This window comes from Thalassobacillus devorans (assembly GCF_011761345.1).
Taxonomy (GTDB): domain Bacteria; phylum Bacillota; class Bacilli; order Bacillales; family Halobacillaceae; genus Thalassobacillus; species Thalassobacillus devorans.
Genome location: NZ_JAASRY010000002.1, coordinates 403247 through 429352 on the forward strand (window position 1 = coordinate 403247; position 26106 = coordinate 429352).

Annotated in this window: 27 protein-coding genes; 18 read left to right on the top strand and 9 right to left on the bottom strand. The window is 41.6% G+C overall.

Annotated elements, in window-relative coordinates:
- The first annotated feature begins 143 nt into the window (after positions 1–143).
- From FHS45_RS09145 to FHS45_RS09160, 4 genes are all read left to right on the top strand, one after another.
- Positions 144–1058 carry a dihydrodipicolinate synthase family protein gene (locus FHS45_RS09145; RefSeq protein ID WP_062441712.1) on the top strand — a complete coding sequence of 305 codons (915 nt, stop codon included), beginning with the start codon at positions 144–146 and terminating at the stop codon, positions 1056–1058.
- A complete protein-coding gene (locus tag FHS45_RS09150; RefSeq protein ID WP_062441708.1) occupies positions 1055–2005 on the top strand; it encodes a U32 family peptidase in 951 nt (316 codons plus the stop codon). The genes FHS45_RS09145 and FHS45_RS09150 overlap by 4 nt, the downstream gene beginning before the upstream one ends.
- 86 nt (positions 2006–2091) lie before the next feature.
- On the top strand, positions 2092–3051 hold the full coding sequence (locus FHS45_RS09155) for a C-terminal binding protein (protein WP_062441705.1): 960 nt from the start codon (positions 2092–2094) through the stop codon (positions 3049–3051).
- 167 nt (positions 3052–3218) lie between these two features.
- Entirely contained in the window at positions 3219–4010 is a 792-nt protein-coding gene (locus tag FHS45_RS09160) for a fumarylacetoacetate hydrolase family protein (protein WP_243847123.1), read from the top strand.
- A 217-nt stretch (positions 4011–4227) separates the two neighbouring features.
- Here the strand turns inward: FHS45_RS09160 and larC2 are convergent, their stop codons facing one another.
- On the bottom strand, positions 4228–4686 hold the full coding sequence (gene larC2, locus FHS45_RS09165) for a nickel pincer cofactor biosynthesis protein LarC2 (protein ID WP_062441699.1): 459 nt from the start codon (positions 4684–4686) through the stop codon (positions 4228–4230).
- Between the two features lie 68 nt (positions 4687–4754).
- Between larC2 and larB the strand changes: the two genes are divergently transcribed.
- The 5 genes from larB to FHS45_RS09190 all read left to right on the top strand — a co-directional run bounded on the left by larB (position 4755) and on the right by FHS45_RS09190 (position 9397).
- The gene (gene larB / locus FHS45_RS09170) at positions 4755–5498 is read left to right on the top strand and encodes a nickel pincer cofactor biosynthesis protein LarB (RefSeq protein WP_062441695.1); all 744 of its coding nucleotides are present in this window, start codon (positions 4755–4757) and stop codon (positions 5496–5498) included.
- Positions 5499–5530: 32 nt separating this feature from the next.
- Positions 5531–6253, top strand: coding sequence for a nickel pincer cofactor biosynthesis protein LarC (larC, locus tag FHS45_RS09175; RefSeq protein WP_062441691.1), 723 nt, complete (start codon positions 5531–5533; stop codon positions 6251–6253).
- A 20-nt stretch (positions 6254–6273) separates the two neighbouring features.
- Entirely contained in the window at positions 6274–7107 is an 834-nt protein-coding gene (gene larE / locus FHS45_RS09180) for an ATP-dependent sacrificial sulfur transferase LarE (protein WP_062441688.1), read from the top strand.
- 506 nt (positions 7108–7613) lie between these two features.
- Positions 7614–8333, top strand: coding sequence for a FadR/GntR family transcriptional regulator (locus FHS45_RS09185; RefSeq protein WP_062441685.1), 720 nt, complete (start codon positions 7614–7616; stop codon positions 8331–8333).
- Positions 8330–9397: an Ldh family oxidoreductase gene (locus tag FHS45_RS09190; protein ID WP_062441681.1), complete on the top strand. Its 1068-nt coding sequence runs from the start codon at positions 8330–8332 to the stop codon at positions 9395–9397. The genes FHS45_RS09185 and FHS45_RS09190 overlap by 4 nt, the downstream gene beginning before the upstream one ends.
- Positions 9398–9600: 203 nt before the next feature.
- Here the strand turns inward: FHS45_RS09190 and FHS45_RS09195 are convergent, their stop codons facing one another.
- On the bottom strand, positions 9601–10758 hold the full coding sequence (locus FHS45_RS09195) for a UxaA family hydrolase (protein WP_062441679.1): 1158 nt from the start codon (positions 10756–10758) through the stop codon (positions 9601–9603).
- A gap of 2 nt (positions 10759–10760) precedes the next feature.
- Complete coding sequence (locus FHS45_RS09200; RefSeq protein WP_062441676.1) at positions 10761–11102, bottom strand: UxaA family hydrolase; 342 nt, start codon at positions 11100–11102, stop codon at positions 10761–10763.
- Between the two features lie 360 nt (positions 11103–11462).
- Between FHS45_RS09200 and FHS45_RS09205 the strand changes: the two genes are divergently transcribed.
- From FHS45_RS09205 to FHS45_RS09225, 5 genes are read left to right on the top strand one after another with little or no spacing between them, the layout of a single operon-like run.
- On the top strand, positions 11463–12185 hold the full coding sequence (locus FHS45_RS09205; protein WP_062441673.1) for a succinate dehydrogenase/fumarate reductase iron-sulfur subunit: 723 nt from the start codon (positions 11463–11465) through the stop codon (positions 12183–12185).
- A 26-nt stretch (positions 12186–12211) separates the two neighbouring features.
- A complete protein-coding gene (locus FHS45_RS09210) occupies positions 12212–12586 on the top strand; it encodes a succinate dehydrogenase/fumarate reductase transmembrane subunit (protein WP_062441670.1) in 375 nt (124 codons plus the stop codon).
- A gap of 46 nt (positions 12587–12632) precedes the next feature.
- Positions 12633–14378 (top strand): FAD-binding protein, encoded by a 1746-nt coding sequence (locus FHS45_RS09215; protein WP_341829890.1) that lies wholly within the window; start codon positions 12633–12635, stop codon positions 14376–14378.
- Positions 14379–14398: 20 nt separating this feature from the next.
- Positions 14399–15322: a fumarate hydratase gene (locus FHS45_RS09220; protein ID WP_062441664.1), complete on the top strand. Its 924-nt coding sequence runs from the start codon at positions 14399–14401 to the stop codon at positions 15320–15322.
- A gap of 22 nt (positions 15323–15344) precedes the next feature.
- Positions 15345–15941 (top strand): fumarate hydratase C-terminal domain-containing protein, encoded by a 597-nt coding sequence (locus tag FHS45_RS09225; RefSeq protein WP_062441659.1) that lies wholly within the window; start codon positions 15345–15347, stop codon positions 15939–15941.
- A 399-nt stretch (positions 15942–16340) separates the two neighbouring features.
- On the opposite strand, the gene FHS45_RS09230 is transcribed toward FHS45_RS09225, so the two are convergent.
- The 4 genes from FHS45_RS09230 to FHS45_RS09245 all read right to left on the bottom strand — a co-directional run bounded on the left by FHS45_RS09230 (position 16341) and on the right by FHS45_RS09245 (position 20190).
- Positions 16341–17108, bottom strand: a complete 768-nt coding sequence (locus tag FHS45_RS09230) for a sulfite exporter TauE/SafE family protein (RefSeq protein WP_062441655.1) — start codon at positions 17106–17108, stop codon at positions 16341–16343.
- A 36-nt stretch (positions 17109–17144) separates the two neighbouring features.
- Positions 17145–17615, bottom strand: coding sequence for a tripartite tricarboxylate transporter TctB family protein (locus tag FHS45_RS09235; protein ID WP_062441652.1), 471 nt, complete (start codon positions 17613–17615; stop codon positions 17145–17147).
- A gap of 2 nt (positions 17616–17617) precedes the next feature.
- Positions 17618–19144: a tripartite tricarboxylate transporter permease gene (locus FHS45_RS09240; RefSeq protein ID WP_243847124.1), complete on the bottom strand. Its 1527-nt coding sequence runs from the start codon at positions 19142–19144 to the stop codon at positions 17618–17620.
- 65 nt (positions 19145–19209) lie between these two features.
- Positions 19210–20190: a tripartite tricarboxylate transporter substrate binding protein gene (locus tag FHS45_RS09245; protein ID WP_062441648.1), complete on the bottom strand. Its 981-nt coding sequence runs from the start codon at positions 20188–20190 to the stop codon at positions 19210–19212.
- 528 nt (positions 20191–20718) lie between these two features.
- On the opposite strand from FHS45_RS09245, the gene FHS45_RS09250 reads away from it, so the two are divergent.
- The 4 genes from FHS45_RS09250 to FHS45_RS09265 all read left to right on the top strand — a co-directional run bounded on the left by FHS45_RS09250 (position 20719) and on the right by FHS45_RS09265 (position 24631).
- Complete coding sequence (locus FHS45_RS09250) at positions 20719–21615, top strand: endonuclease/exonuclease/phosphatase family protein (protein ID WP_229717838.1); 897 nt, start codon at positions 20719–20721, stop codon at positions 21613–21615.
- A gap of 2 nt (positions 21616–21617) precedes the next feature.
- Entirely contained in the window at positions 21618–23387 is a 1770-nt protein-coding gene (locus tag FHS45_RS09255; protein WP_308789079.1) for a glycoside hydrolase family 3 protein, read from the top strand.
- Positions 23388–23545: 158 nt separating this feature from the next.
- Positions 23546–23716, top strand: a complete 171-nt coding sequence (locus FHS45_RS09260) for a carbon storage regulator (protein WP_082411934.1) — start codon at positions 23546–23548, stop codon at positions 23714–23716.
- A gap of 78 nt (positions 23717–23794) precedes the next feature.
- Positions 23795–24631, top strand: coding sequence for a flagellin N-terminal helical domain-containing protein (locus tag FHS45_RS09265; RefSeq protein WP_062441645.1), 837 nt, complete (start codon positions 23795–23797; stop codon positions 24629–24631).
- Between the two features lie 76 nt (positions 24632–24707).
- Here FHS45_RS09265 and madM read toward each other — a convergent pair whose 3' ends face one another.
- The gene (gene madM / locus FHS45_RS09270) at positions 24708–25472 is read right to left on the bottom strand and encodes a malonate transporter subunit MadM (RefSeq protein ID WP_062441643.1); all 765 of its coding nucleotides are present in this window, start codon (positions 25470–25472) and stop codon (positions 24708–24710) included.
- The gene (madL, locus tag FHS45_RS09275) at positions 25453–25869 is read right to left on the bottom strand and encodes a malonate transporter subunit MadL (protein ID WP_062441639.1); all 417 of its coding nucleotides are present in this window, start codon (positions 25867–25869) and stop codon (positions 25453–25455) included. The genes madM and madL overlap by 20 nt, the downstream gene beginning before the upstream one ends.
- Positions 25870–26106: the final 237 nt, after the last annotated feature.

The following is a 26106-nucleotide window of genomic DNA, read 5'->3' on the forward strand; positions in this document are numbered from 1 at the left end:
TGGATAAACCAATACATGATAGCGGGTGAAAGCAAGCAGCAGAGGTCGGACATAATTGGCGTAATCCTATCTGGAGGCATGAGGATGGCAGCATTGCTGAATGGTAGACAGTTTTATAGATAATGCATAAAGGGGAGAAAAACATGAAGTTCAAAGGTATCATTCCGCCAGTTGTCACTTTGTTCGATGAAACTGGAAATCTGGACTTAGAGTTGAATCGAAAATATATGGATGTGCTAATTGAGCAGAATGTGCACGGTATTTTGTTGATGGGCAGTTCGGGGGAATTTTCTTCCCTTACGCTTGAGGAGCGAAAATTATATATGAGAGAAATGATCAAGCATATTGACAACCGTGTCCCTGTGCTTGTAGGTGTGGGCCACACCGTTCTTAAAGAAGTACTGGACTTGTGTAATTATGCTGAGCTTCAGGGAGCAGATGGATTACTGGTAGTTAACCCTTATTACTGGAATTTGTCAGAGGATCAGTTGTATCGTTTTTACTCTATTATTGCCGAAAACTCTAAGCTTCCTATTCTATTATATAATATCCCGTCTTTCACTGGACAACCTCTTACAGTTGAGCTGATAAAAAAGCTTGCAGGAAATTATCCGAATATTTGTGGTATTAAGGAAACTGTAAGCGAATTCAGTCATATAAACGAAATGATTACTGAACTGAAAAAAGTAAGGCAGGGGTTTATGGTATTCTCTGCCTTTGATGAACATGCATTGCCAGCGCTAGTAAATGGTTCGGCGGGCAGTATCAATGGCAGTTCCGTTTTTGCTCCCGAAATTTCCGTGAGCTTATATGAAGCGTTCAAAGAGAATCAGATGGAAAAAGCGGAAGCTAACCACCAGCAGCTTGTTAAGCTTATGGATTTGTACACCTATTGTCCCTCCTTTTTCACTACAATGAAAGAAGCTGTGCACCAAAGATGGTTCCCGGGGTATCAAGCAGGACATAGAGCGCCATTTGATGTATACCCGAACGACTTATCAGAAAAGGTGTCGATCCTTTTGAAAACTATCAAATTGAAAGAAGGAATGAAATCATGAAAGAATCTCGTGAACTATTACAAAAACTTGGCTACCCTTCAACCGATTTACAAGAACTTCCTACTTCGACTAAAACTTTCCCGGACGGTGCTCAGTATCGTATTGAACTTCCAAGTGTCGAAGGTCCGATTGCTTTAAAAGAAACATTAAGAGAAATAGACCGATACGGATTGACTGTTCACCGAGTATCACAGGGAAGCGGCATCATGCTTCAAACTGATGAAGAGATTATAGAGATGTGCGAACTTACTGCAGAACGAGGGATGGAACTGAGTCTATTTGCCGGTCCCCGAGGAACTTGGGATCTTAGTGCCGGGCCGCTGACAGATGCAGGAAAGGCCCAAGCTTTACGTCATGAAGGTGCTGATCAGCTTGCTTATGCAATGGAGGATTTGAAAAGAGGTGCAGCACTTGGACTACGTGGGGCATTGGTAGCTGATGAAGGGCTATTGTTAATGACAAGTGAAATGAAGAAAAATGGTCAGCTGCCAGAGGATTTTGTTGTGAAGGTATCTGTTCAAATGGGGGCTGCTAACCCGGTTTCCGTTAAAATCATGGAAGATTTAGGCGCCGACACCTATAATGTTCCCCCTGCATTGACATTGGCCAAGCTGGCTTCTATTCGTCAGGCCATAGATATCCCTATTGATTTATATGTAGAAGTCCCTGACAACTTTGGAGGCTTTTTGCGTTACTATGAGATCCCGGAGATTATTCGAGTTTTAGCACCGGTCTATATCAAGTTCGGTTTGCGAAATCACCCAGACGTATACCCATCAGGAAAACAGTGGGAAAGCACAAACATATCTTTAGCACAAGAACGGGTACGGCGAGCATCGCTTGGTGTTCAAATGATTGAACGCTATTATCCGGAATCCAAAACGTCTAAGCTGGGTGCAGAAGGACTGGGTATTCCGAAAATTGAAGCGTCATCCACTATAAAATAATGTGACGGGATAAGGTTCTGAAGCAGTTAACCAGCCCTAACTGTTTCAGGAACCTCCCATAATTAAAGGAAAGGGAGAAGTACACCATGCAATTTAAAGTATTACTTACAGACCATGAATTTAAACACCTCGCTTATGAGGAAGAAGTATTTGAAGAAGCAGGCGTAACTATTAATTTTGTAAAAGCCCAATGTAAAACCGAAGAAGAAGTAATCGAGCATGCCAAAGATGCGGACGCCATTTTGAATCAATATGCACCTGTCAGCAGGAGGGTGATTGAATCACTTGAGAAGTGTAAGATTATCTCTCGTTATGGTGTAGGAGTGAATACTATTGATATAGAAGCCGCTAAAAAGAAAGATATCGTCGTTGCCAATGTGCCTGATTATGGGATGGAAGAGGTTTCTAATCATGCATTGGCACTCATCTTATCTTGGGCAAGGAAAGTGACTTTATTGAATAATGAAGTTAAGAAAGGGAACTGGGACTTCAAATTAGGGGTTCCGATACACCGGTTTGATAACCAGACGGTTGGTGTGTTGGGATTCGGGCGCATCCCTCGCTGTCTGATGGACAAGGTTAAGCCACTCGGATTCAAATTAGCTGCTTACGACCCGTTTGTGCCGGCTGAAGAAATGGAAAAAGCAGGCGTTCGAAAAATGGAGCTGGAAGAGATCATTGAGAAGGCAGACTATATTTCTATTCACGTTCCACTTATTAAAGATACATTCCACTTAATCAATAAAGAGAGATTAAATAAGATGAAACCGAACGCGGTTATTATTAATACAGCGCGTGGTCCGATTGTCGATGAAGCAGCCCTGGCTGAGGCGTTAGCAGAAGGAACGATTGCTGGTGCTGCTTTGGATGTCACAGAAGAAGAGCCTATTAGTCTTTCTAGCCCCCTGCTGGGAATGGATAATGTCCTCATTACCCCTCATAGTGCATGGTATTCCGAGGAGGCCATGGTGGAATTGAGAAGAAAGGCAGCACTTAATATTGTTCAAGTACTTACTGGTGAAAAAACCCCTTATGCATTAACTTGATAGTTAACAAAGAAAGGTTTGAAAACAAAATGAAACTTGTAACTGTACGTGAAGGTGAAAGACACTCGATAGGGATAATTAAAGATAATCAAGTACTCCATTTAGCAGCAATCCATCACTTATATGTTTCATCTGACCATAACGAGGTTCCTGCATTCTTATCAGATATGAAAATTTTTATTGAGCAAAGTGACAAATCTTTACCATATACTACGGAGTTGGTGAACTTTTATGAAAATATAGAACAAAAAGGAGAAAGTGGATATCAAGATGCTGCAATACCCCTTGCGGAAGCTGAAATCCTTGCCCCTTTATCCCAACCTGAAAAAATTATTTGTGTCGGATTAAACTATTTTGATCATTGCAGGGAAACAGGCATGGAACCACCTGCCTCCCCTGTTATTTTTTCAAAGTATACCAATGCAATCATTGGTGATAAGCAAGCCATTGAGCTTCCTGTCAACTCTAAGGAGGTTGATTTTGAGGCAGAGCTTGCCATCGTGATTGGGAAAGAAGCAAAACACATATCAGAAGAAGATGCAGAGGACTACATTTTTGGATATACAATATTAAATGATATTAGTGCTCGTGATTTGCAGTTTACAGACGGACAATGGATAAGAGGGAAAACGGCGGATACTTTTGCCCCGATCGGTCCAGGTATTGTCACCCGAGATGAGATCAGAGGTCCGCATAGGCTTGATATCTCATTGACCTTGAATGGAGAGGTAATGCAAGATTCCAATACCAGTAATTTGATATTCTCCATTCCTTATATTGTTTCATTTCTTTCCCAGTCTATGACTCTAAAGCCGGGGGATGTCATTGCAACTGGTACGCCGCCCGGTGTCGGAATGGGGAGAGACCCCAAGGTGTGGCTGAAAAAAGGGGATCAACTTGCCGTTACTATCGAAAAGATTGGAACACTTTCCAATCCTGTAATGGACGCAGAAAAGTAATGAGATATCATCATGAAAGGTATTAGTACATTAATAGAGGCACTTTAATCCTTTTGGTGGCCGTTAAGCGAGGAGCTTCACCAAATCAGATTGTTCCTATCGCTCAGGCGCTAAAAGATAGAGGGGTTCGATCATTGGAAATCACGGTGGAAACACCGAAAGTATGTCAGTTGATACAGAAAGTGGAATTTTTAGAAGTTGTACAAAAATTCCAGAATTAATGGTTTATTCCTTTCCATACTTCCTGATATACTCTTTTAAGAGGGATTCGGTTTTTTTTAGCAATTTCCTTACAGTAGCTATATTCAGGAGCCTGTTGCACCACTTCATTATTCAACAGGCCTTCCTTTACAGGGACAACTCCCCAAGGTGTCTCCACCTTTTTGTATTGCCTGCCAAGACGCTTGACTGAAAGAGGATAGTATCTTACACCAAGGGTAGTTGTTTCCTGAAAAATAATATCCATCATAGCATCAGCCCGGCTTCCCGGACATAACACCTGCAGCATTGTACCTGGACGATTTTTTTTCATGTAAATCGGGATATAATATACATCGTTCGCACCTGCTTCAAATAATTGATCCATTACATGGCCAAGCCACTCCCCCGGTATATCATCCAAATTCACTTCCATTTTAATCATCTCATGATCTGTATGTTCATGTTGATGCTTCATTTTATGCTCCTCCCAGCTGCCCAGCTTTTATCCAAAGTGTTATTTTTAAATAAGAAAGGTAGAGATAAATGGACTCATTTACTAAACATATTCTAACACAATTCCAAGAAGGGGTTCTATCCATTGATCAAGCGGAGGAAAAGCTTAAAGGCTTTACGGATTATGGATTCGCTAAAGTAGATGATGCCAGGGAATTCAGGCAAGGTTTTCCCGAAGTCATTTTTGGAGCCAACAAGACACCCGAGCAGATAGCAGGGATATTCAACCATCTTGTTACTCAGAACCAGACTGTTTTAGCGACAAGGGTGACACCTGAAGCAGCCACAGAGGTTTGTGGCCTTGTCCCAGAAGCGAAGCATGATCCAGCTGGAAAAACGCTGCTTTACAAACCTGATACCTATCATCTGAAAAATCAAACTAAAAAAATAGGCGTCATCTGTGCCGGAACTTCTGATATTCCGGTAGCAAGAGAAGCTGAAGTGACTATTGAAGCTATGGGGCATGTTTGCGAAAGCTTTTATGATATCGGGGTTGCTGGAATTCACCGTCTTTTTGCCCAATTGGAAGAAATTCAATCATGTGATGTACTGATTGTCGTGGCCGGGATGGAGGGCGCTCTTCCAAGTGTCGTTGGCGGACTAGTATCCGTGCCCTTAATAGCTGTACCCACAAGTGTGGGCTACGGTACTCACCTAAATGGGATTACTTCCCTTTTAAGTATGTTAAATACTTGTGCATCCGGTGTAACTGTTGTCAACATTGATAACGGATTCGGGGCAGGTTATGCTGCATCACTCATGTTACGGGTCTAAGAAAAAATAAACAGCAAGGGAGATACATAAGCATGAAAACTTTATTTATCGATAGTGGCATATCCGGAATAGCCGGGGATATGGCTCTCGCGGCATTTACTGAGATAGGAGCAGATTTAACCGAAATATCAGATAAGCTTCAGACAGTAATCAACGAAGATTTTTCCCTTTCTATAAAAAATGTGGTCAAAAAGGGTCTCTCAAGTTCTCACCTGATTATAAATACAGAAGAAGAAAAGCATTCTCATCGTCATTATACGAATATCAAAAAAGCCATCGAGGATTCCAAGCTGGACGATGCAGAAAAACTAACGTCTCTATCTATGTTTGAGGTTATTGCCAAAGCTGAAGCAAAAATACACAACAGCACATTAGAGAAAGTACATTTCCACGAAGTAGGTGGAGTGGATTCCATGATTGATATTATTGGTACAGCAATTGCATTTCACCAGTTGAAAATAGATAGGGTGATCAGCAGTCCTGTTGCTGCAGGGAATGGCTATATTCATATGGCTCATGGCTTGTATCCTGTACCAGCCCCTGCTACACTTGAAATTTTGAAAGACATTCCTTTGCATCAGACAGAGGTGCAAGGAGAATTGACTACTCCTACTGGAGCAGCAATAATTCGTTCCTTATCTGATAAATTCGGTACGATGCCTGCCATGAAAGTGAAAGAAATCGGATATGGGGCAGGGACTAAGGATTTCGAGAATCACCCGAACGTTGTACGTTTTGTATTAGGGGAATCATAAAGCAAAGGAGAAGCTCATATATGGATACACAACAAACCCTTCAAAAGGAAGAAAAGCTTAGAGAAATTCTTATACAAATGGAACGTGTGATCATTGCTTTTTCGGGAGGGGTAGACAGTACCTATTTGCTTAAAGTGGCGTTAGAAACACTTGGAAAAGAAAATGTATTAGCTGTTACGGCTGATTCTGAATCATTCCCTCCTTCAGAATTACAGGAAACGAAAAGACTCGCCGAAACGCTTCAGGCGCCACACCAAATTATTGAGATGTCTGAGCTGGCTATCCCTGGTTATGCAGAAAATGATGAAAACAGGTGTTATTTCTGCAAAAAAGGATTGTTTGAGCAGTTATATCCGTTGCTTTTGGAAAAAGGATTTAATAATCTGACGTTTGGACTAATCAAAGATGATTTAGGTGACCATCGCCCGGGGGTAAAAGCAGCAATCGAACAGAATGTTAGAGGCCCTTTAGCTGAAGCGGATATGTCAAAAGATGATATACGAATACGTGCTAAAGAACTTGGCCTCGATAACTGGGATAAACCTTCCCTTGCCTGTCTATCATCGAGAATTGCCTATGGCGAAAAAATAACGATTGATAAGCTTAAGAAAGTAGATGAGGCAGAACAATTCATAAAAAGGTTTGGAATTCGACAAGTAAGGGTTCGGATACATAATGAAATTGCCAGAGTTGAAGTCGAACCTATGGACATGGTGGAGCTTTTAAATTATCACGAAGAAATTGATAGTTATCTAAAAAAGCTTGACTTTAAATTTGTAACTATGGATATGAAAGGCTATAAAAGTGGAAGTATGAACAGCATGCTTAAAAAAACTGGAGAAGTATTGTCATGACCATGAAGCTATTGAGCATTTGTTAAATTGGTTTCTGGCACTATATCCTATTCATAGATCAATAGATGGAAAGGTTATCCTTAATGGGATAGCCTTTTTATTTTTTTTAAGTGAATTTTTTTCTGCCTTTCATAAAAGACAAAAAAGGTTCCCTTTTGTTAAGGCACCTTTTTACATGGCCTCTTCAACCAAGCACTGAACCTGTTACAGAAAATTCACAAGCCTTTATTTCTTGGACGCTTATAATTTATCTATGGCTAATGATCAGAAATATTTGAAAAAAACTAAAATTAATGGTATATTGGTTGGGTCACCATACCTTATTAGATTTTAGTGTTATTCAAACATTTATTTACCCCTGGCCGTATTGTGTTTACGTGTTTATAATTGGATAGATAAGTCCATTAAATGCAAGGGAGGGATTACCGGTCGTATATTTTTAACGCGAAGTCAGAAACAAACAACAAGATTCTATATTAGAACAAAATATAAAGGAGGCAGATGAAATGTTTAACGATTTTGAGATCGAGAGAAAAGGAATATCCGAAAGAGCTGCCGATCATATCAAACAGATGATTGTGGATGGAAGATATGAGGTCAATCAAAAGCTTCCAGGAGAGCGGGAAATGGCCCTCAATTTAAAAGTTAGCAGGAACACAGTACGAGAAGCTTATAAGATATTAGAAGCCTATGGGTATGTAAGAATAAAACATGGGACAGGGATATTCGTGGCTTCCGAAGAACACCAAATATTAAAAATGACATCATTCTTCTTTGTGAGTACGGATCGAATCAAAGATTTATTTGCGATTAGAAAAATACTTGAAAAGAATGCCATTCAATGGGCGATTGAGAATGCATCCGACGAGCAGATAAATAAATTATCACAAATTGTAGAAGAAGCGAAAACAGTCGCTGATAAAGGAGAAGATTATGCCAGCCTCGCACGTTTGGATCATCAATTCCATCTTGCTCTTGCAGATATTTCACAGAATTCAGTATTAATCCGAATCATGCATAATCTGATTGACCTGTTGGAAGAATCACGGATGCAGGTGATTCAAATACCAGGAAGGCCGGTTAAATCTGTTGATGAACATGCGGATATTATAGAAGCATTGAAAGTGAAAGATGTTACTCTAGCACAGAAATATATGGAGGAACATTTGGAAAGCGTAGAGAAGTCTATAATGGAAAATTTAAAAGCAAAGGATATAGTAGAATGAGTAATTTCCAAGTAGATGTCCTAAAGTCGTTTGCCATTCAGGTCCTCACGTCATTAGGGGTAACTCATGAAGATGCAGCCGTTGTCGCTGATGCATTATTGAGAGCTAATCTGGAAGGGGTAGACAGCCATGGTCTAAGTCGTTTGGTTGTCTATTCCAAACGGTTGAAAGATAGTCGGATAAATCCAACTCCTGATATTCGCTTTGATAAGCAGGGAGAATCAGTACTTACCGTTGATGGAGATAACGGGCTTGGTCATGTCGTCAGCTCTAAAGCAGTAGAAAAGGGAATCGAAATGGCAAAAGAAAGTGGTATGGCCGGAATAAGTATTAAGAATAGTAATCATTTCGGTACAGCTTCCTATTATTGCCAAAAATCCTGTGACCATAGAATAGCAGCTATCGCTTATACTAATTCCCCGCCTGGGATTGCTCCTTGGGGGGGCAGAAAAGCATTTTTTGGCACAAACCCTATTGCTTTTGGTTTTCCTAATGAAAATAACCCACCAGTGATTATAGACCTTTCTACCAGTGTAGTAGCAAGAGGAAAAATAATATTAGCGGATAAACAAGGGGAACAAATCCCTGATGGATGGGCCCTGGATGAGAACGGAGAAATGACGAATAACCCAGGGGATGCATTAAACGGGTCTGTTATGCCACTGGGTGGAGCTAAAGGCTATGCGTTGGCTTTGGCTGTAGAAATATTAGCTGGAGTTCTCTCTGGTGCAGCTTTTGGACCTAATGTAAATAGCATCTACCAGGAATCCTCGAAGGAACCAGCAAACGTAGGTCACTTTTTTATACTTATGGACATCGAAAAATTCATGCCTTATGAAACCTTCCAATTCTCCTTAGATCAACTGATACAACAACTGAAAGAAACACCAAAAGCCTCAGGATATGAAGAAATACGCTATCCTGGAGAAAGAAGGACAAAGGAATACCATAATAATTTAGAGAAAGGGATTCATTTGTCCGAAAGCGTCCAGGGAGAGCTGATCAGCCTTGGTAACATGGTAAATATACCATTCCCTCAACCTATGTCTTCCTACATCAAGTAAGCGATTCCTCAAAAAGTACAGGCCGCTTATATGGCCTGTACTTTCTTTATGACTATTAATTCCACTTTTATTAAGACGGTAATAAATATAGCGCTTAAGGATCTTTTCAGCAAAAAAAAGGCTGCCGATATATATCGACAGCAGGAATTGGTATTGTTTCTTCCTATTTATATAGAGGGGATGATTTCCATTGGTTCACTTGATTAAGCACTTCGATATAGTTTTGTCATAACGAACTCACGATGGCCGAGCGCTTCTGCACAAGTCAGGCGACCGTTAACTACGCGATATAGGTAGTCCATCAAAGAATCTCCTGCTTCGTTCAAGGATATTTGTCTGGAAAGCAATCCTTGGACATCGACATCGATATGCTCACTCATTGTACCGGCTGTAATTGGATTAGCTGTAACCTTTACTACTGGTTCAATCGGGTTCCCGATAATGTTACCTTGTCCGGTAGGGAAGAAGTGAACTACTGCACCGGCAGCTGCCATCAAGGTGATACATTCTGCTGCTGCAGATGATGTATCCATAAAGTAGAGTCCGTTCCCGGAAGTTGGAGCTTCAGCGGGTTCTAACACACCAATGACATCTTTGGTACCTGTTTTTGCAATATTGCCTAATGCCTTTTCTTCGATAGTAGAAAGGCCGCCAGTAATGTTACCCTGGGTAGGCTGGGAACCAAGCAAGTCAACACCTTTGGATTCGATCTCACCGACATAATCATCATAAATGGACATGAATTTGTCTTTAAGTTCTGGTGTGGCCATACGATCCGCAATTAGATGTTCTCCACCTGTTAATTCGGAAGTTTCACCGAAAAATACCGTAGCTCCAGCGTCTACCAGACGGTCGACCGCCTGGGATACAGTTGGACAGGATCCCATACCAGTCGTTGTATCCGATTCCCCACATTTGATGCTGATAGTCAGGTCGCCCAGTTCAACCGGTTCACGCTGAATTTCAGAGGCCCACTGGACATACTCTTTTGCAACCCGTGATGCCTTTTGAACTGTTTCCAAATCACCACTGCGTTCAATGTGGAAGCTGGAGACAGGCTTTCCGGTTTCCGCAATGCCATCAGCGATTTTCTTTGTCCAGTTCTCTTCAATGCCGATTACGATTACAGCTGCGACATTAGGGTTTGAACCAGTACCAATTAGTGTCCGGAACAAAAGGTCTAAATCCTCGCCATATTGTAGTCGTCCGTATGCGTGAGGTAAAGCTAATGTGCCTTTAACATTATTGGCAACAGCTTCACAAGCTGCATTTGAAATATCATCTACGGGTAAAATGACCACGTGATTTCTTACACCGACTTTTCCATTTTCTCTACGATAACCTAATAATTGTTGATCCAACTTTACCACCTCGCCGTTTTAATATTGTGAGTGTGAACATAATCTCCAACTTGCCATTCAGTTGTTGTCAAACCAATTCGAACTCCATATTTAAGTACAGGTTCATTTTCTTCCAGATTCACCAGTGCGATTTTGTGTCCTAAAGGAATATCTCCTTTGGAAACCACTTCGACCGTTGAATTATCATCCATGAATACCCCAATCACTTTTTCGCCCTCTTTGATGTCACTGGTTGCTACTCCGACATGATCACCTTGATGGTGAATCAAGAACTTATGGACGGCAACTTGCTTTTCTTGTCCCTTTTCCCCAGTAGCTACTGCGGAACGTTCATTTTGCGCCATTTGTTTCACTCCTTCTTTTTTAATATGTAACTTGCCATGGTTAGGTGACCCAACCAATTTGAATCTATTGTAAACTACAAGCAATTAAAAAATCAACCCATTTTCAGAAAATTTTTAATAATGAAGACGATTACACAACTTGCTTCTTATACAGTGGTTAAGTAAAAAAAGGTATTTTCCAGCAGAAAATTATTTTAATATTAAAAAAATATTGAATTATTATACATATAGTGTTTTAATGGAAGTAATATTGGTTGGGTCACTGTACCATATGGAATAATAATATGAGGAGGGATTAATTTACATAAATAGTAATTAAATTTTTCTGGAAAAAATACCTTACGCCAAGGAGTGGTGGGAATGAATGATGTAGAAGTAACTGTTATGCGTTTTGACCCGGATGAAGACGAAACTCCTCGCTTTGATACGTTTCCAATTGGAGCTAAGAAAAATATGACCGTGTTGGATAGTTTGTTCCTTATCGTCGAAGACCAGGATCCTACACTATCATTTCGCTGTGCTTGCAGGCTGGGGATGTGCGGCTCATGCGGAATGGTGATTAATGGACGTGGACGCTTAGCCTGTCGGACGAAGATTGAAAGTTTAGGAGACAAAATAGAAGTGCAGCCCATGCGGAATATGGATGTGATTAAGGATTTGTCAGTCAATATGGATAAGTTCTTCAAGAACTGGGAGAAAGTCAAACCTTATTTTGTTCCTAAAGAGGAAACAGATGAGTTCAGCGTGATTCCTCCTGCATCGGGACGGCGAGAGATCATTGATGAAAATCAGGATTGTATTACCTGCGGTTTATGTTATTTATCGTGTGATGCTGTAGCACTCAGGGGAGAGGATGGATATATCGGTCCGGCAGCACTTAACAGAGCGTATAACCTGATTGCTGATGAACGGGATGGAGCTAAGGATGAGCGTTTAGATATGGTTACGGATAGGGATGGAGCTTTTGGCTGTCGCTCTTTTGGTGCTTGTGTAGAAGTATGTCCGAAAGGAATCAAGCCAATGAAGACTATTCAAAAAATAAAAACGAAAAAATTAAGAAGATCTGTCGGATTGAAATACTAATTTTCTAAATTAAAGGAGATGAACGAATGGCTACTACTAGTGTTCCAACGAGTAAAAGCCTGCAGGAAGTCAAAATTAAACAACGTCCATTTGTCGGTTATATTGCCTGGTTAGTACAAAGGATTACAGCTCTGATCCTATTATTCCTATTGCCTCTGAAAATTTATAGCGGCTATGCAATGATAGGGAAATTGCCGGGAGCAGGCACTATATCTTTCTTACACTTAAACGCTGTGGTGGATGCGTTTTTGATTTTTGCATTAATCTTTCATGCATTGTATGGGGTTCGCGTGATTTTGATTGATATTGGGGTGGTTCAAGATAACCGCCAGGTTTTTCAGGCCTTTACGATCATCGGTGCAACCATGTGTGCAGTGACATTCTTTTTCCTAGTTTCTTAATGACTGTGGACCACCATAAACTAACAGCCAAATAACGTAAAAGAAGGTGAATATATTGGAACATGTTGAAGCAGATATTCTGATCTTAGGTAGTGGCGGTGCAGGTTTATTTGCAGCCCATCATGCAGCTGATCAAAATTCGAACTTGAAAATCATTGTTTCTGCTAAAGGGTTGATAGGAAAGAGTGGTTGTACCCGCATGGTACAAGGCGGATATAATGTGGTACTCCATCCAGATGATTCCGTGGAAAAACACTTCAAGGACACAATCAAAGGCGGAGGGGGTATCAATAACCAGGAGATGGCCTGGACACTTGTCAATGATGCTCCTAGAAGAATAAGAGAATTAGAAACAAAAATGGGAGTGTTTTTTGATCGTAATGAAGATGGAACGGTACATCAAAAGCCTTTCGCAGGACAATCATTTGACAGGACGGTCCATAAAGGAGATTTGACGGGAATTGAAATCATTTCCCGGATGCGGGATCAGCTCTATGCCAAGCCAAGTGTCGAAGATTGGGATGAGGTAAGGGCGATTGACCTATTAATTGATGAAGAAAGTCGTCGAGTTGCCGGATGTTTAATGCTGAATATGAGAACAGGAGAGTTTATAGTCGTCCATTGCAAGGCGGTAATTGTGGGTACCGGTGGTGCGGCCACTATGTATAAAATTGCTACTCCAAGCCTTGAAAAGGCAGGTGATGGCCTGGCTATGTGTTATCGGGCCGGAACCGAATTTCTGGATATGGAAATGATGCAGTTCCATCCAACGGGGCTTTTAGCCGAGAACTCTCGCTTGAATGGAGGTGTTTTAGAAGAGGGGCTCCGGGGTGCCGGCGGTTATTTAATCAATTCCTTAGGTGAAAGGTTTATGAAAAATTACGATCCAGAGCGGATGGAACGTTCTACACGAGATCGCGTCTCCAGGGCTGCTTATATGGAAATTATGGAAGGCCGAGGTACCGAGCTTGGTGGTGTATATGTAGACGTATCTCACCTTGGTAAAGAAAATGTAAGGAAAATGTTCCCTGGAATGGTGGAACGCTGCCGGGATGTAGGAAAAGACTTGAGTGTCGAACCTGTTGAAATCTCCCCTGCAGCTCATTTTCAAATGGGCGGTGTAAAAGTTTCCAATGACTGTGAATCAGACATTGCCGGTCTGTTTGTTGCGGGGGAAGATGCTGGTGGCGTCCATGGAGCGAATCGTCTCGGCGGAAATGGGGTCTGTGATTCTACAGTTTTCGGCGCAAGGGCTGGAGATGCAGCTGCGGCATACGTGGCTTCGTTGAAATCGCAAGTGAAAGTTTCTGATACGCAGGTACATGAAATTATTGAAGATATTGTTGAACCGTATAGACGTACTGATGGAGAAAATCCTTTTTACATTCGGAACGATTTAAAGAATTTGATGTGGGAGAAAGTAGGTTTGGTACGCAATGGTAAAGACCTCAATCAGGCAGTTGCGGAACTTGAACGATTAAAGGATCGAGTAAACCGTGTAGCCGTTAAAGGATCCCAAAAGTATAACCTTACCTGGCAGGAACTGTTGAATGTGCGAAATCTTGTAACCGTTGCCAAGATGGTGACCTCCAGCGCATTGATACGTACGGAGAGCAGGGGGTCACATTATAGAGAGGACTTTCCTGAGAGTAATGATGAGCGATGGTTAAGCAACATCTATGCGGCTAAAGGGGAAAACGGTGAGCCCGAGTACAGGGTCGACAAGACAAAGCAAACCCACATAAATGTCAAAGAAATTCAGGGCTATCAAGTTGTGGCAACTTCGAAATAACTTTTAAAGGAGTGTTAACTATGGCAATTGCCGATTATGTTGCTGGCTACAAACATGCATGGGAAGTGGATGAAAACTTTTATCAGGACGTAGAAGAAGCATGCAAAACGCTTTATATAGAATCACTCAAGGATTTGCCGCCAGATGTGAGAAGAGCATTGGAAAGAGCCCATGAGAAGGAACAATTAGAGAGTGGAAAGGAAATATTAGCTACATTGATCAAGACAGTCTCCACTGCCGATGATGAAAAGTTATTGATATGCCAAGATACAGGCATACCTGTTTATTTTGTAAAGGTAGGAAATCAAGTGAGGTTTGATGGATTAAGGTTAGAGAAAGCGATAAAGAAAGGGACGGAGCGTGCTACGTTAGAACACCCGCTACGTAGCAGTATCGTCAATACATTGACAAGGGAAAATCATGGTACTTCTACCGGAGAGCAAGTGCCAGTTATCCATTATGAATTTGTAGAAGGAAATGATATCGAAATATTGATTGTTCCTAAAGGATCCGGATCCGAAAATATGAGTTACCTTAAGATGTTGACCCCGGCCGAGGGGATAGAAGGCATTAAAAAGTATGTGTTGGAATGTGTGTTTGAATCAGGTGCCAACCCTTGTCCACCTACCATCGTGGGGATCGGGCTCGGGGGCTCAGCGGATAAATGTGCAGCACTGGCCAAAAAGGCAGCAGCCCGTGAAGTCGGCTCCCCTAATCCTGATCCCGATGTCCGGCAATTGGAAGAAGAATTATATACAGCTATCAACAAGATGGGGATTGGCGCTCATGGCCTTGGGGGGAATACAACAGCTTTAGCCGTTCAAATAGAAGCTGCTGATACCCATATGACATGTAATCCAGTTGCTGTCAATATGATGTGCTGGCCTGCAAGAAGGATGAGAGCCACTTTTAAGAGCCAGTCTAAACCGGAAATCACCTATTAAACGGTAAAGGAGGAGAAAGCGCATGGCTCACTATCGATTGAAAGCTCCATTAACCGATGAAGATATCGCCCAGTTATATGTAGGAGATACCGTCACCCTGGATGGGATCATCTTTGGAGTGAGAGATGCCAATCTAATTCGTTTGTTTGATAAAAAAGTAGATTTACCAGAAGATTTGAAGCCTCAGCTCGCAGGAGCGATCGCTCTTCATACAGCACCAGGGGTGCGGAAACTGGAAGATGGAACGTATGAAAAAGTCAGCATCGGCACCACTACCAGTTACCGGATGGATCGTTTTACAAGAGGGCTGATGGAGGATTACGGTGTACGGGTCATTGTCGGAAAAGGAGGGCTGCTCGAAGAAGGAAGTCAGGCTTTGGTTGATTTGAAGGGATGCTACTTCACAATCCTTGGAGGTTCAGCCGCGTTAGAAACTACGCAAGTCGAGGCCATTGAGGATATATGGTGGGAAGACCTAATGCCGGAAGCGATATGGAAATTTAGGGTGAAAGATTTCGGTCCACTAATAGTATCTATTGATTCTCATGGGAATAACAAATATAAGGATGTTAAAAAGGTAGCAAGAAAAAACCTGGATGAAATATTAAGCGAGATATAAATAATGAAGCATATATAATGAAGAAACTCGACCAAAGAAATGGTTGGCCAACCCAAGTAGTTCAGTTTTGGAGTGCAAAAGCCAAGTTGCATTCCTTGATTGAACTACTTTTTATATCAAATTACAAGGATCAAATGTTTCGTTGGAAATCGAATGGTTCTATCATTGGGAAATGAAGAAGGGTTTTAAGGGAAATAACTCGGCCTTCCCTAGTCATAAGGTGAACCTCCTCAGTCTATGTCCTGCAGGGATTCATCCTTTACAGCTATTCCCATAAGAGTCTCGCCATTTACGGATCAATAAAAAAGGGCATCAAATTCATCTCAATTCGATGCTCCAATGTAATTTTTATTCTCTATACTTCTAAACAGAAAGCAAGCTATATATAGGAGAGAAGATTTAAAACAGGTCATAAAATAACTTCATACTGATGATTAATATAGAGTAGGCAGCAATTCTTTTAAGCGTGATAGATTTTAAACTCATCGTAATCCGTCCGCCTATTTGGGCACCAATGACGCCCCCGACGATTAGCATGATACCATATCCGATAGGGACAGCTTCCACGCTTAACTTTGTTATGAAACTGCCGACTGCCAATAGGAAACAGGTGATCAAACTGGATCCGATCGCCTTTTTTATTGGCAGCTTGTAAATAAAAATCATTAAAGGAACGAAAATAAAGCCAGCAGCTACACCGACCAACCCTCCTAGTATGCCAATCGTGATGCCTCCGATGACTGTCAATGTTTTGGATAAAGGTGAAAATTGGAAGGGTATTGGGTTTTCATTCGCCTTTTGGGGGATTTGCATAATAATGGCAGCAGCTATGGCTAATGCAGCAAAAATGGCTCTTAAAATAAAATCAGATGAGTAATTTGCGATGATTACCCCGATCATCCCTCCAACAAATGCAGGCACCCCCAACCATAACACAACTATTTTATCTACCAGCTGGGTCCTAATGTAATAATACCCGCCAGAGGCAGTAGAAAATACCGATTGCATTATAGATAGACCAGCAATTGTCTGCATCGTGAAGTGGTTGCCGGAAACTAAAGGCAAAAGCAAAATAAGGGAGAATACAAGAATGATTCCCCCACCGACAGACAACAATCCGGTAATTGTTCCACAAAATAACCCGATTGCCAGCATAATTAAGTACATGGCACACCTCACACTCTGTTTGGCTTATGATAACTTCTAAATAAACATGCCACTCGGTATCGGTACTTTTAAGAATACACTGAAGGTTCCATAAAGCACCACCATGATGACTACTGAAATTGCAAGCGGCTTAACCAATGATTTGATACTGAATTTTTCATCGTTTAAGTAAATGCTTATACCTGTTAAAAAAATAGCACTAGTAACAAAGAAACCCAGGAGTGGCACAAGAAATATATAAGCAATGATACTGGTGATGCTGATCCATCTTCTTTTAGCATTGATTTTTTCGGGATCTTCTTCTCCACTCTCCTCTTCTTGGCCATGTTTTTTATAAAAAATAGCTTTTAAAAGCAAAAGGGTACCTAAACCTGAAAAAATGATGATAACTACTTTAGGAAATATATCGGCTGGTGGAGTAATTGTTTTCGTATTTATATAAAACAAAAAACTCACGCCTAATATTATTAAAGCAACTAAAATATCTTTCACTCTTTCATTATTCATCCTCATTCACCTCCTGCTTTTTGATGTGGAGTCGAATCTATATCGATTGGGTTATCTTTCTTCTTTCGGCGAAGGTTCAATAATAGTGGTCCAAGGATAGAAAGGACAGTTAAAATGATCAATACGAGTGAAATTGGACGAGTAAAGAATAAAGTAAACATACTAGGCCCTGTTTCAGATATAACCGCTGATAAGACAAATCCATTTTCTGCAATCACACCTAACACTAATCCTAATACAATTGGACCTGGAGTGATATCCGCCTTTAATGCAAAGTAACCTAGCAAACCGCATCCTAACATTACAAAAACGTCCAGCATACTGTTTCTGATAGAATATGACCCGATGACTGCCAATACAGCTATAACAGGTGCAAGGTAATGAATTGGAATGGCAATAGCTTTAGCAAAAAAGCGGGTTCCGATCAACCCTACCAGCAACAGTAATATATTTGCCACGAGCAGCCCCACGACGAATGTATATGCAATACCGCTTGATTCAGTAAATAACTTAGCCCCAGGCTGCAGCCCATGTATCAATAATCCACCTAATAGAACTGCTGCAACAGGGCTGCCGGGAATTCCTAACGTAAGTAGAGGAATTAGCGATGAACTTACTGTAGCATTATTAGCGGATTCACTAGTAATGACTCCATCGATATTTCCTTTCCCGAACTCTTTCGGGTTTTTAGAGAAACGTTTCGTTTCGTTATAAGCAACAAATCCGGCAACATTTCCCCCAGCGCCTGGCAACATTCCTACAAACGTCCCGATTATGGAGCTTCTTAACAACACCATGCGTCGCTTAAGGGTTTCGGAAATCGTCTTTTTATAAATACCTTTACGTTCCTCATATTTAGCAATGTACTTGTCTTTTCGCTCCATCATGCTTATAACCTGAGGGATAGAGAAAAAGCCAATCATTGCGGGCAGCAGGTTTATCCCTTCGATTAAGTTATAGAATCCAAATGTAAATCGGGGGTACCCAGATACTGGGTCCATCCCGATTAGTGCAAGCATCAGACCGAATGTTCCACCGATAAGTCCTTTTATGATCGACTTTCCGGCAAGACTTCCTATGATGGTTAATCCAAAAATAGCAAGCCAGAAATTTTCCGGAGGGCCAAATCCTAAGGCGAAGTTTGCAAGGGGGGTGGATAAAAAGATAAGAAATATCGTTCCAACAATACCCCCGACCACCGAGGCCAGTAATGCAGTGATCAACGCTCTGTCAGCCTGTCCTTTTTTGGTAAGTGGATAACCATCAAAAGTAGTGGCCACAGCAGCCGGTGTCCCTGGGGTATTGATGAGTATTGCAGAATTAGCCCCGCCAAACATAGCTCCTGTATATAAGGCCCCCAATGCTAAAAGGCCTGTTGCAGCTTCCATTCCAAAGGTGAGTGGGACCAGGAGAGCCACTCCCATGGTTGCAGATAAACCAGGGAGTGTTCCTACGACAATTCCTGCCATGGTACAAAGGGACATGATCAATAAAGTGGATATGTCTAGTGTATTAAGTAATCCATTCAAAAGATCGCCAAGCATTTATTACCTCACCCCATTCTTAACAATTTGATTAATTTTATTAATCGTTGCTATTCAATTTCATCAAATTTTTCAAGAACCTCTTTTGCTTCCTTTTGCTGTTCTTCTATAAGTTCAGCCCATTCATCACCTGGCAGGAAGTCAGCAACTAGTCCGGCATCCTCCATTTTCTCTTCATATTCCGGCAAGCTGGTAATCTGCTCTAAAGCTTCAAACAATTTATCATGAATCTCTTGTGGTGTATCTTTCGGCAAAGCCAAGCCACGGTCTATAGCGGCTACTAAATCAATTCCCTGTTCTTTGAATGTTGGGACATCTGGCAACCATTCATGGCGTTCTTCTGTTGCGATAGCAAGTACGTTGAATTGATCTAAGTCTTTTGTTACATCTCCAACATTTCCCATAATGGCATCAATGTGCCCTCCGAGTAATTCCTTGACCTGATCAGCTGAACCTGCAAGAGGAACTGGGGTAACCTGGACATCAGCTGTGTCCATGAATTTAAGAGTTGTCAAGTGGTCTCCTGTATAAGTACCGGTTAAACCCACAGACAAACTTTTCGGTTTTTCTTTTACTTTTTCAATAAATTCATCCAAATCATCTATATCACTATCCGCTTTAACAGCCAATACTTGAGGGTCATGAACAAGGCGGGCTAAAATATCGAAACTATCATATTCAAATTGCGTTTCCCGAGCGAGGGGCTGCAAGATAATATGAGGAGTATTGATGGATCCCATGGTATATCCATCTGCTTTTGCTTTTGATAATTCAGTGAAACCTACTTCTCCACCAGCTCCTTCATAATATTCAATGACCATATTTTCCGGAAAATAGTCTTTCCAATAAGATTCAATGATCCGTTGGTTAACATCCGTTGTTCCCCCAGCGCTGAAAGGAACGATGTTTCTAACATCTTTATCTGGATAGGATTCAATATCTTCCGAACTGACCTCAGTGCCAAGCTGGGCACATGCAGAAGCAAACAAGAGTATTAACATGGAAAAACCAATCAGGTAGAACTTTTTCATATTATTTCCTCCTCAAAAATAGTTTAAAAAATACTGCTTGTTCCAAAGACAGATAGTTCGTAGGGCACAGTAGCTCTTATTATTTGGCACAAATTTTAGTGGGCGAATGTTATGTATGTTTTTTTGTCTATTACTGTTGTTTTTGGTTTAGATAAATACGATTATGCTTTCAATACTAACCCCTCCTTATGTAAGCGTTATCAAAATAGCGATAAATGAATTGGGGTGTCATTTCTTGACACATCTGTCTCAGTGACCCAACCAATTTTCTTTGTTTAATTAAAACATTATTTTTTACAATTTTCAATATATTTAAAAAATTAATTGCAGAAAAAATCATGGTAAAAATTAACTTTACGCTCTTCGCTAACTTGTAAACTACACCCCAGGTCCTCCAGATATTGGAGGACCTGGGGTGTAGTAGTTTTGAAGGATGCATAAAGGTATATAGTTGTATAGACCACTATAACACTTATTGTTACACTCAAATTGTATGATTACTATTATTTTAGGAAGGGAGAGGAGAAATTGAAGTATAATAGGTTAAAGCGTCAGGTATTTTTGTTCATTATTTTGGTGCTTGGATTGATTGGTGTACCTGAAACAAATTTTGCTGAAACGGAAGCAACTGGCGACCAGGTAGATGTGAGAGTAATGAGCTATAACATCCATGCAGGCGCCGGCTCGGATGGAGTCTATGACACGGAGAGGATTGCTCAGGTCATCGAAGAATCTGGTGCAGAGATTATTGCGCTTCAGGAAGTAGACGTCCATTGGGGAGCGAGGAGTCACTATGATGATATTCTCGCTGACTTAGCCGAGCGATTGGACATGCAGTCTTTTTTCGCACCGATTTATGACATGGATCCTTATGTTGAAGGTGATCCACGAAGGCAATTTGGCGTAGCCATTCTGAGCAAGTATCCGATTGTAAAAGCTACAAACCACGACATCACCAGACTTTCCACACAAAATTCCACCCCAGAACCTGCCCTTGCCCCAGGATTTGCAGAAGCAATCATCAATGTGAAAGGTGCACTCGTACCTTTTTACTCCACCCACTTAGACTACCGGGGAGATCCGACCGTACGAATTATGCAAGTAGCTGATATGCTGAATATTTTTGATAATCAGGCTGGTGAAAAAGTATTGCTTGGCGATATGAACGCTACGCCGGAAGCACCGGAACTCGAGCCGTTGTTTGACCGCTTCACCGATGCTTGGAGCTCAGTAAGTGTTGAACCGGGCTACACGTATTCAGCGTTGTCACCAAATAAGCGTATCGATTATATTTTTGTTTCTGAATCGATAGAAGTACAGGATGCAGAAGTTATCGACACGTTAGCCTCTGATCACTTGCCAGTAGTAGCAGATTTGTCCCTGAATCGCGGAGAGAACGGTCATATTATCGAAGGGAATGATTGATTTTGAGACAACTTTATAAATCTATTATCGTCCTGATGGCATTTGTTATGCTGTTTCCGAGTTTCACCAATGCATCGTGGGATGATCCAACAAAGCCGGGCTGGGATGATGAGGAAGCGAGAAAAGGCTGGATTCAAAGCAAAATTCAGCATATGACCCTGGAAGAAAAAGTCGGCCAGCTGTTCATGGTACATGTCTATGGAGAGACCCCTACAGACCCTAACTACGAAGATACGAACTTAAGCCGTAACCGGGGTGCGAAAAATTTTAAAGAAATGATTGAGAAGTACCATATTGGTGGAGTGATCTATTTTAACTGGACAGCTAATATCGGCACACCGATCGATTTTGAGCAAGTCAATGCCTTATCGAATGGATTGCAGGAAATCGCAATGGACCAGCGTATGCCGATTCCGTTGATGATTGCGACGGACCAGGAGGGTGGAGTAGTAGCACGGGTGACCGAACCGGCAACTGTTTTCCCGGGCAACATGGCTCTCGGTGCGACCAGGTCAACAGATTATGCCCGACAATCATCAGAAATCATGGGAATGGAACTGATGAGCCTCGGTATCAATATGGACCTTGCTCCCGTACTCGATGTCAATGTGAATCCTGAGAATCCTGTCATCGGTGTGCGTTCTTACTCGGAAAATCCTGACCTGGTTGCTGACATGGGAGCAGCACAAGTCGAAGGTTACCAAAACGAGAATGTGATGGCGACAGCCAAGCACTTCCCGGGTCACGGAGATACCAATGTTGATTCCCATTATGGGTTGCCGATCATTAATCACGATTTAGAGACTTTACATGAAGTAGACTTAAAGCCGTTCAAGGCTGCGATTGATGCTGGGATTGACGCAATTATGCCAGCACATATCGTTGTTCCAGCTTTAGATGATTCTGGATTACCAGCTACCTTATCGAAACCGATATTGACTGATTTACTTAGGGGAGAAATGGGATTTGATGGCGTCATTATTACGGATAGTCTTGGAATGTCAGGGGCGAATGTTGTACCAGCTGACCGTGTTCCGGTTGAAGCGTTCAAAGCTGGTGCCGATATTTTACTGAACCCACCGAATGTCCCACTTGCTTATGACGCGATGATGGATGCGGTCGAGAGTGGTGAGATTTCTGAAAAACGCGTCGATGAATCTGTATTTCGAATCTTGGAGACGAAGTTCAAGCGCGGACTTTTCCATGACGCGGGAGTATCTCCGGAGGCAATTGAAAATATCGGATTAGAAGAGAACTTAGAGCTTGCTGATCAAATGACAGAGGAAAGTATCACACTTGTCAAAAATGAAGATGTGCTGCCACTTGATTCAGAAAGTGAAGTGTTCGTGACAGGGCCATCAATTGGAAATCCTGGTTTGCTTGGTGATTTGTTGGGTGAGCGGGGCATAATTGCTGGTTCCTATGCCACTGGAACAAGTCCTACAGCCAGCCAAATAGCTAACGCAGTCGAACAGGCAGCCGATGCGGACACCGTTATTGTTACGGCTTATACTGCTAATACCAACGCAGCACAGCAGCAGTTGGTGAGTGAGTTGAAGGATGCAGGAAAAGAAGTAATTGTCGCTTCCATGCGTAATCCGTACGACATCATGGCTTTCCCGGAGGTCGATGCCAATGTGCTGACTTACGGATTCCGCGATATTTCGGTTGAGGCGCTCGCAAAAGTGTTGATTGGTGAAGTCAATCCGACTGGTAAACTGCCAGTCACTATACCAGAACTCTACGAATATGGACACGGACTATCCTATTAATAAAAGGTCTTCACCCCAGGGGTTACCAATATCTAGTAATAGCAAAGCGCCATTTTCTTGGTGCTTTGCTTTTTTTATGCAGAAAATTAATCCCATTGTTAACAATCTAGTAGGTAAGACCGATATAAGGTATGAATCATCAGGGAGGATGATTAGCCATGGCTCTGACGTTAGGAAGAAAACCAGGTGAAAAGCTTTATATCGTTGACAAAAACGGTAAAGAAATCGAAATTGAAGTAGTCAAGACAGACGCAAAACTCGATAATTATCTGCGCCTTCGGGTCAATGCACCCAAGGAATACAAAATTAGCCGAGGAGAACTTAGGTAGTAACTCTATTGAGAGTTATTATAGAGCGAGGCAAACGGACGTGTCTCGTAAAATTACATCACATGGAGGTAATAAGAAATGAGAATTAATCACAACATTGCAGCATTGAATACGCACCGTCAATTAAACAGTGCAACAAACGCTCAACAAGGATCTATGGAGAAGTTGTCTTCTGGTCTTCGTATTAACAAAGCTGCAGATGATGCAGCTGGTTTGTCAATTTCAGAAAAAATGAGAGGGCAAATTCGTGGTTTAGAGCAAGCAAGTAGAAATGCTCAGGATGGGATTTCTATGTTACAAACTGCAGAAGGTGCTCTTAGTGAGGTACATGATATCGCACAGCGCATGCGAGAGTTAGCAGTACAATCATCAAACGATACAAATGTAGATGCTGACCGAACTGCTTTGAAAAATGAATATGATGAATTAGCTGGTGAAATTGAAAGAATCGGCGATAATACACAATTTAATAAACAAAATTTATTAGATGGCACAACAGGTGACTCTGGTACTGTATTAATTCAGGTGGGCGCTAATACAGATGAAAATATGACTTTAGATTTTACTACTACAGGAATTGACATAAAGACAGATATTCATGGTACTTTGGCTGGGCTTGATATCTCAACACAAGCGGGAGCCAATACAGCAATTGATTCGATTGATGGTGAAATTGAAAAATTATCAGCAGGACGTTCTAAAATAGGTGCATGGCAAAATCGACTGGATCATACTATTAATAACCTAGATAATTCAGCAGAAAACCTAACTGCCTCTGAATCTCGTATAAGGGATGTCGACATGGCGAAAGAAATGATGAACCAAACGAAGAATTCTATTCTTGGACAAGCTGCCCAGGCCATGCTGGCTCAGGCAAACCAACAACCGCAAGGAGTTCTACAACTTTTACGTTAATAATTACCAATCAAAAAGGACCTCACTTTCGAGGTCCTTTTTCTATATAGGTTTGTTAACTGCTGGAAATATACTTTTATCCAAATATGGCTCTGGTAATCAAAAACAAAACAGAAGGAGCAAGCAGACACCCGATCCCCGTATAAAATGTAGCTGTCATAGCTCCATAAGGTACCAGCTTAGGATCTGTGGCAGCTAAACCACCGGCAACCCCGCTGGTTGTTCCCATAAGACCTCCATATACAATAGCGGAGCGAGGGTTGTTCAGTCCGATATACTTTGCTATGAAAGGTGTGCCAATCATTGTCAAAATTGATTTTACCAGCCCTGCTGCAATACTTAGTGTAATTACGGCTGAGCTTGCTCCAAGAGCAGAACCTGTAACAGGGCCAACTATGTAGGTTCCGGCTCCAGCACCTATAGTGGTTAAGCTGACTGCATCTGTGTATCCAAATGCTAAAGCAACCGATACTCCGACTACAAATGAAACTACTACTCCAAAAAGGAGAGAAATAATGCCAGGTAATCCGGCTTTTTTCATTTCATCAATGTTAGCACCGAAAGCTGTGGCAACAATCGCAAAATCCCGAAGCATGCCGCCGCCCATAATTCCAATACCAGCGAAAATCCCGACATCTGACAATCCGTTTTCTCCCCCGGTAGTTATACCACCGAAATACGCTAGTACTAGTCCAACGATAATAGCAACAGCTGAGCCGTGGAACTTCCCATTAGTAAGCTTGTCAGAAATGAGGTAAGAAATATACATGGTAACCCCAATTACCGCAAAAGACACTACCAGACTATTATCTTTAAAAACCTCACTTAGCATCTCGAACATGATTGTCGCCTCCAATCATCTCAGGCTTTAAATGGCTGTCTTTTTCTCTACCTATTTTGCTAAGCAGTGGGACCATTGCCCAGCTGACACCTACAACAGCAACTCCGGCTAAAATTGCTACAGGACCTCCATCTAAAGCTGCCACAACATTTTGTTTAGCGGCCATCGCGATAACAATTGGGATATACATGGCACTCCAGAAGGAAACACCTTCCTGAGATTTTACTGTCAGTTTCTTATTCCGCTTCAAATAATCGACTAACAAAACAAGCATCAACATGGCAATACCTACTCCGCCAACGTTTGCATCAACCCCAACTATTACACCCAATAATTCTCCGAGAAAAGTTCCTGCCAGTAAACATATCGCTAATAATGCAACTCCATAAATAACCAACTAACTCCCACCTCTCTATTTTTAAAAATTACCCATGGCGATTACGACTGATCCATAAATTCCAAAATAGATATACCGAAGTATGCAAGTTCTTAGTTGGCTATTTTTCAAAATGGTGTGTACGACGACTTAGTATAGAAAAATGTCACCCCTCCTTACTTAGGTAAGCGTTTTCATTTAAACAGACGGCAATCAACTGTCGACTATATTTTTCACTATAAAGGTGATGTAAACATA

What these genes read in the sequence shown, in the direction of transcription:
- FHS45_RS09145 (WP_062441712.1), top strand. Translation starts at nt 144, where the DNA reads ATGAAGTTCAAAGGTATCATTCCGCCAGTTGTCACTTTGTTCGATGAA.
- larC2 (WP_062441699.1), bottom strand. Translation starts at nt 4,686, where the DNA reads ATGAAGCATCAACATGAACATACAGATCATGAGATGATTAAAATGGAA.
- FHS45_RS09160 (WP_243847123.1), top strand. Translation starts at nt 3,219, where the DNA reads ATGAAAATTTTTATTGAGCAAAGTGACAAATCTTTACCATATACTACG.
- FHS45_RS09260 (WP_082411934.1), top strand. Translation starts at nt 23,546, where the DNA reads ATGGCTCTGACGTTAGGAAGAAAACCAGGTGAAAAGCTTTATATCGTT.
- FHS45_RS09245 (WP_062441648.1), bottom strand. Translation starts at nt 20,190, where the DNA reads ATGAAAAAGTTCTACCTGATTGGTTTTTCCATGTTAATACTCTTGTTT.
- FHS45_RS09225 (WP_062441659.1), top strand. Translation starts at nt 15,345, where the DNA reads ATGGCTCACTATCGATTGAAAGCTCCATTAACCGATGAAGATATCGCC.
- FHS45_RS09150 (WP_062441708.1), top strand. Translation starts at nt 1,055, where the DNA reads ATGAAAGAATCTCGTGAACTATTACAAAAACTTGGCTACCCTTCAACC.
- FHS45_RS09185 (WP_062441685.1), top strand. Translation starts at nt 7,614, where the DNA reads ATGTTTAACGATTTTGAGATCGAGAGAAAAGGAATATCCGAAAGAGCT.
- madM (WP_062441643.1), bottom strand. Translation starts at nt 25,472, where the DNA reads ATGTTCGAGATGCTAAGTGAGGTTTTTAAAGATAATAGTCTGGTAGTG.
- larE (WP_062441688.1), top strand. Translation starts at nt 6,274, where the DNA reads ATGGATACACAACAAACCCTTCAAAAGGAAGAAAAGCTTAGAGAAATT.
- FHS45_RS09210 (WP_062441670.1), top strand. Translation starts at nt 12,212, where the DNA reads ATGGCTACTACTAGTGTTCCAACGAGTAAAAGCCTGCAGGAAGTCAAA.
- FHS45_RS09155 (WP_062441705.1), top strand. Translation starts at nt 2,092, where the DNA reads ATGCAATTTAAAGTATTACTTACAGACCATGAATTTAAACACCTCGCT.
- FHS45_RS09235 (WP_062441652.1), bottom strand. Translation starts at nt 17,615, where the DNA reads ATGAATAATGAAAGAGTGAAAGATATTTTAGTTGCTTTAATAATATTA.
- FHS45_RS09190 (WP_062441681.1), top strand. Translation starts at nt 8,330, where the DNA reads ATGAGTAATTTCCAAGTAGATGTCCTAAAGTCGTTTGCCATTCAGGTC.
- FHS45_RS09200 (WP_062441676.1), bottom strand. Translation starts at nt 11,102, where the DNA reads ATGGCGCAAAATGAACGTTCCGCAGTAGCTACTGGGGAAAAGGGACAA.
- larB (WP_062441695.1), top strand. Translation starts at nt 4,755, where the DNA reads ATGGACTCATTTACTAAACATATTCTAACACAATTCCAAGAAGGGGTT.
- larC (WP_062441691.1), top strand. Translation starts at nt 5,531, where the DNA reads ATGAAAACTTTATTTATCGATAGTGGCATATCCGGAATAGCCGGGGAT.
- FHS45_RS09205 (WP_062441673.1), top strand. Translation starts at nt 11,463, where the DNA reads ATGAATGATGTAGAAGTAACTGTTATGCGTTTTGACCCGGATGAAGAC.
- FHS45_RS09265 (WP_062441645.1), top strand. Translation starts at nt 23,795, where the DNA reads ATGAGAATTAATCACAACATTGCAGCATTGAATACGCACCGTCAATTA.
- FHS45_RS09230 (WP_062441655.1), bottom strand. Translation starts at nt 17,108, where the DNA reads ATGTACTTAATTATGCTGGCAATCGGGTTATTTTGTGGAACAATTACC.
- FHS45_RS09220 (WP_062441664.1), top strand. Translation starts at nt 14,399, where the DNA reads ATGGCAATTGCCGATTATGTTGCTGGCTACAAACATGCATGGGAAGTG.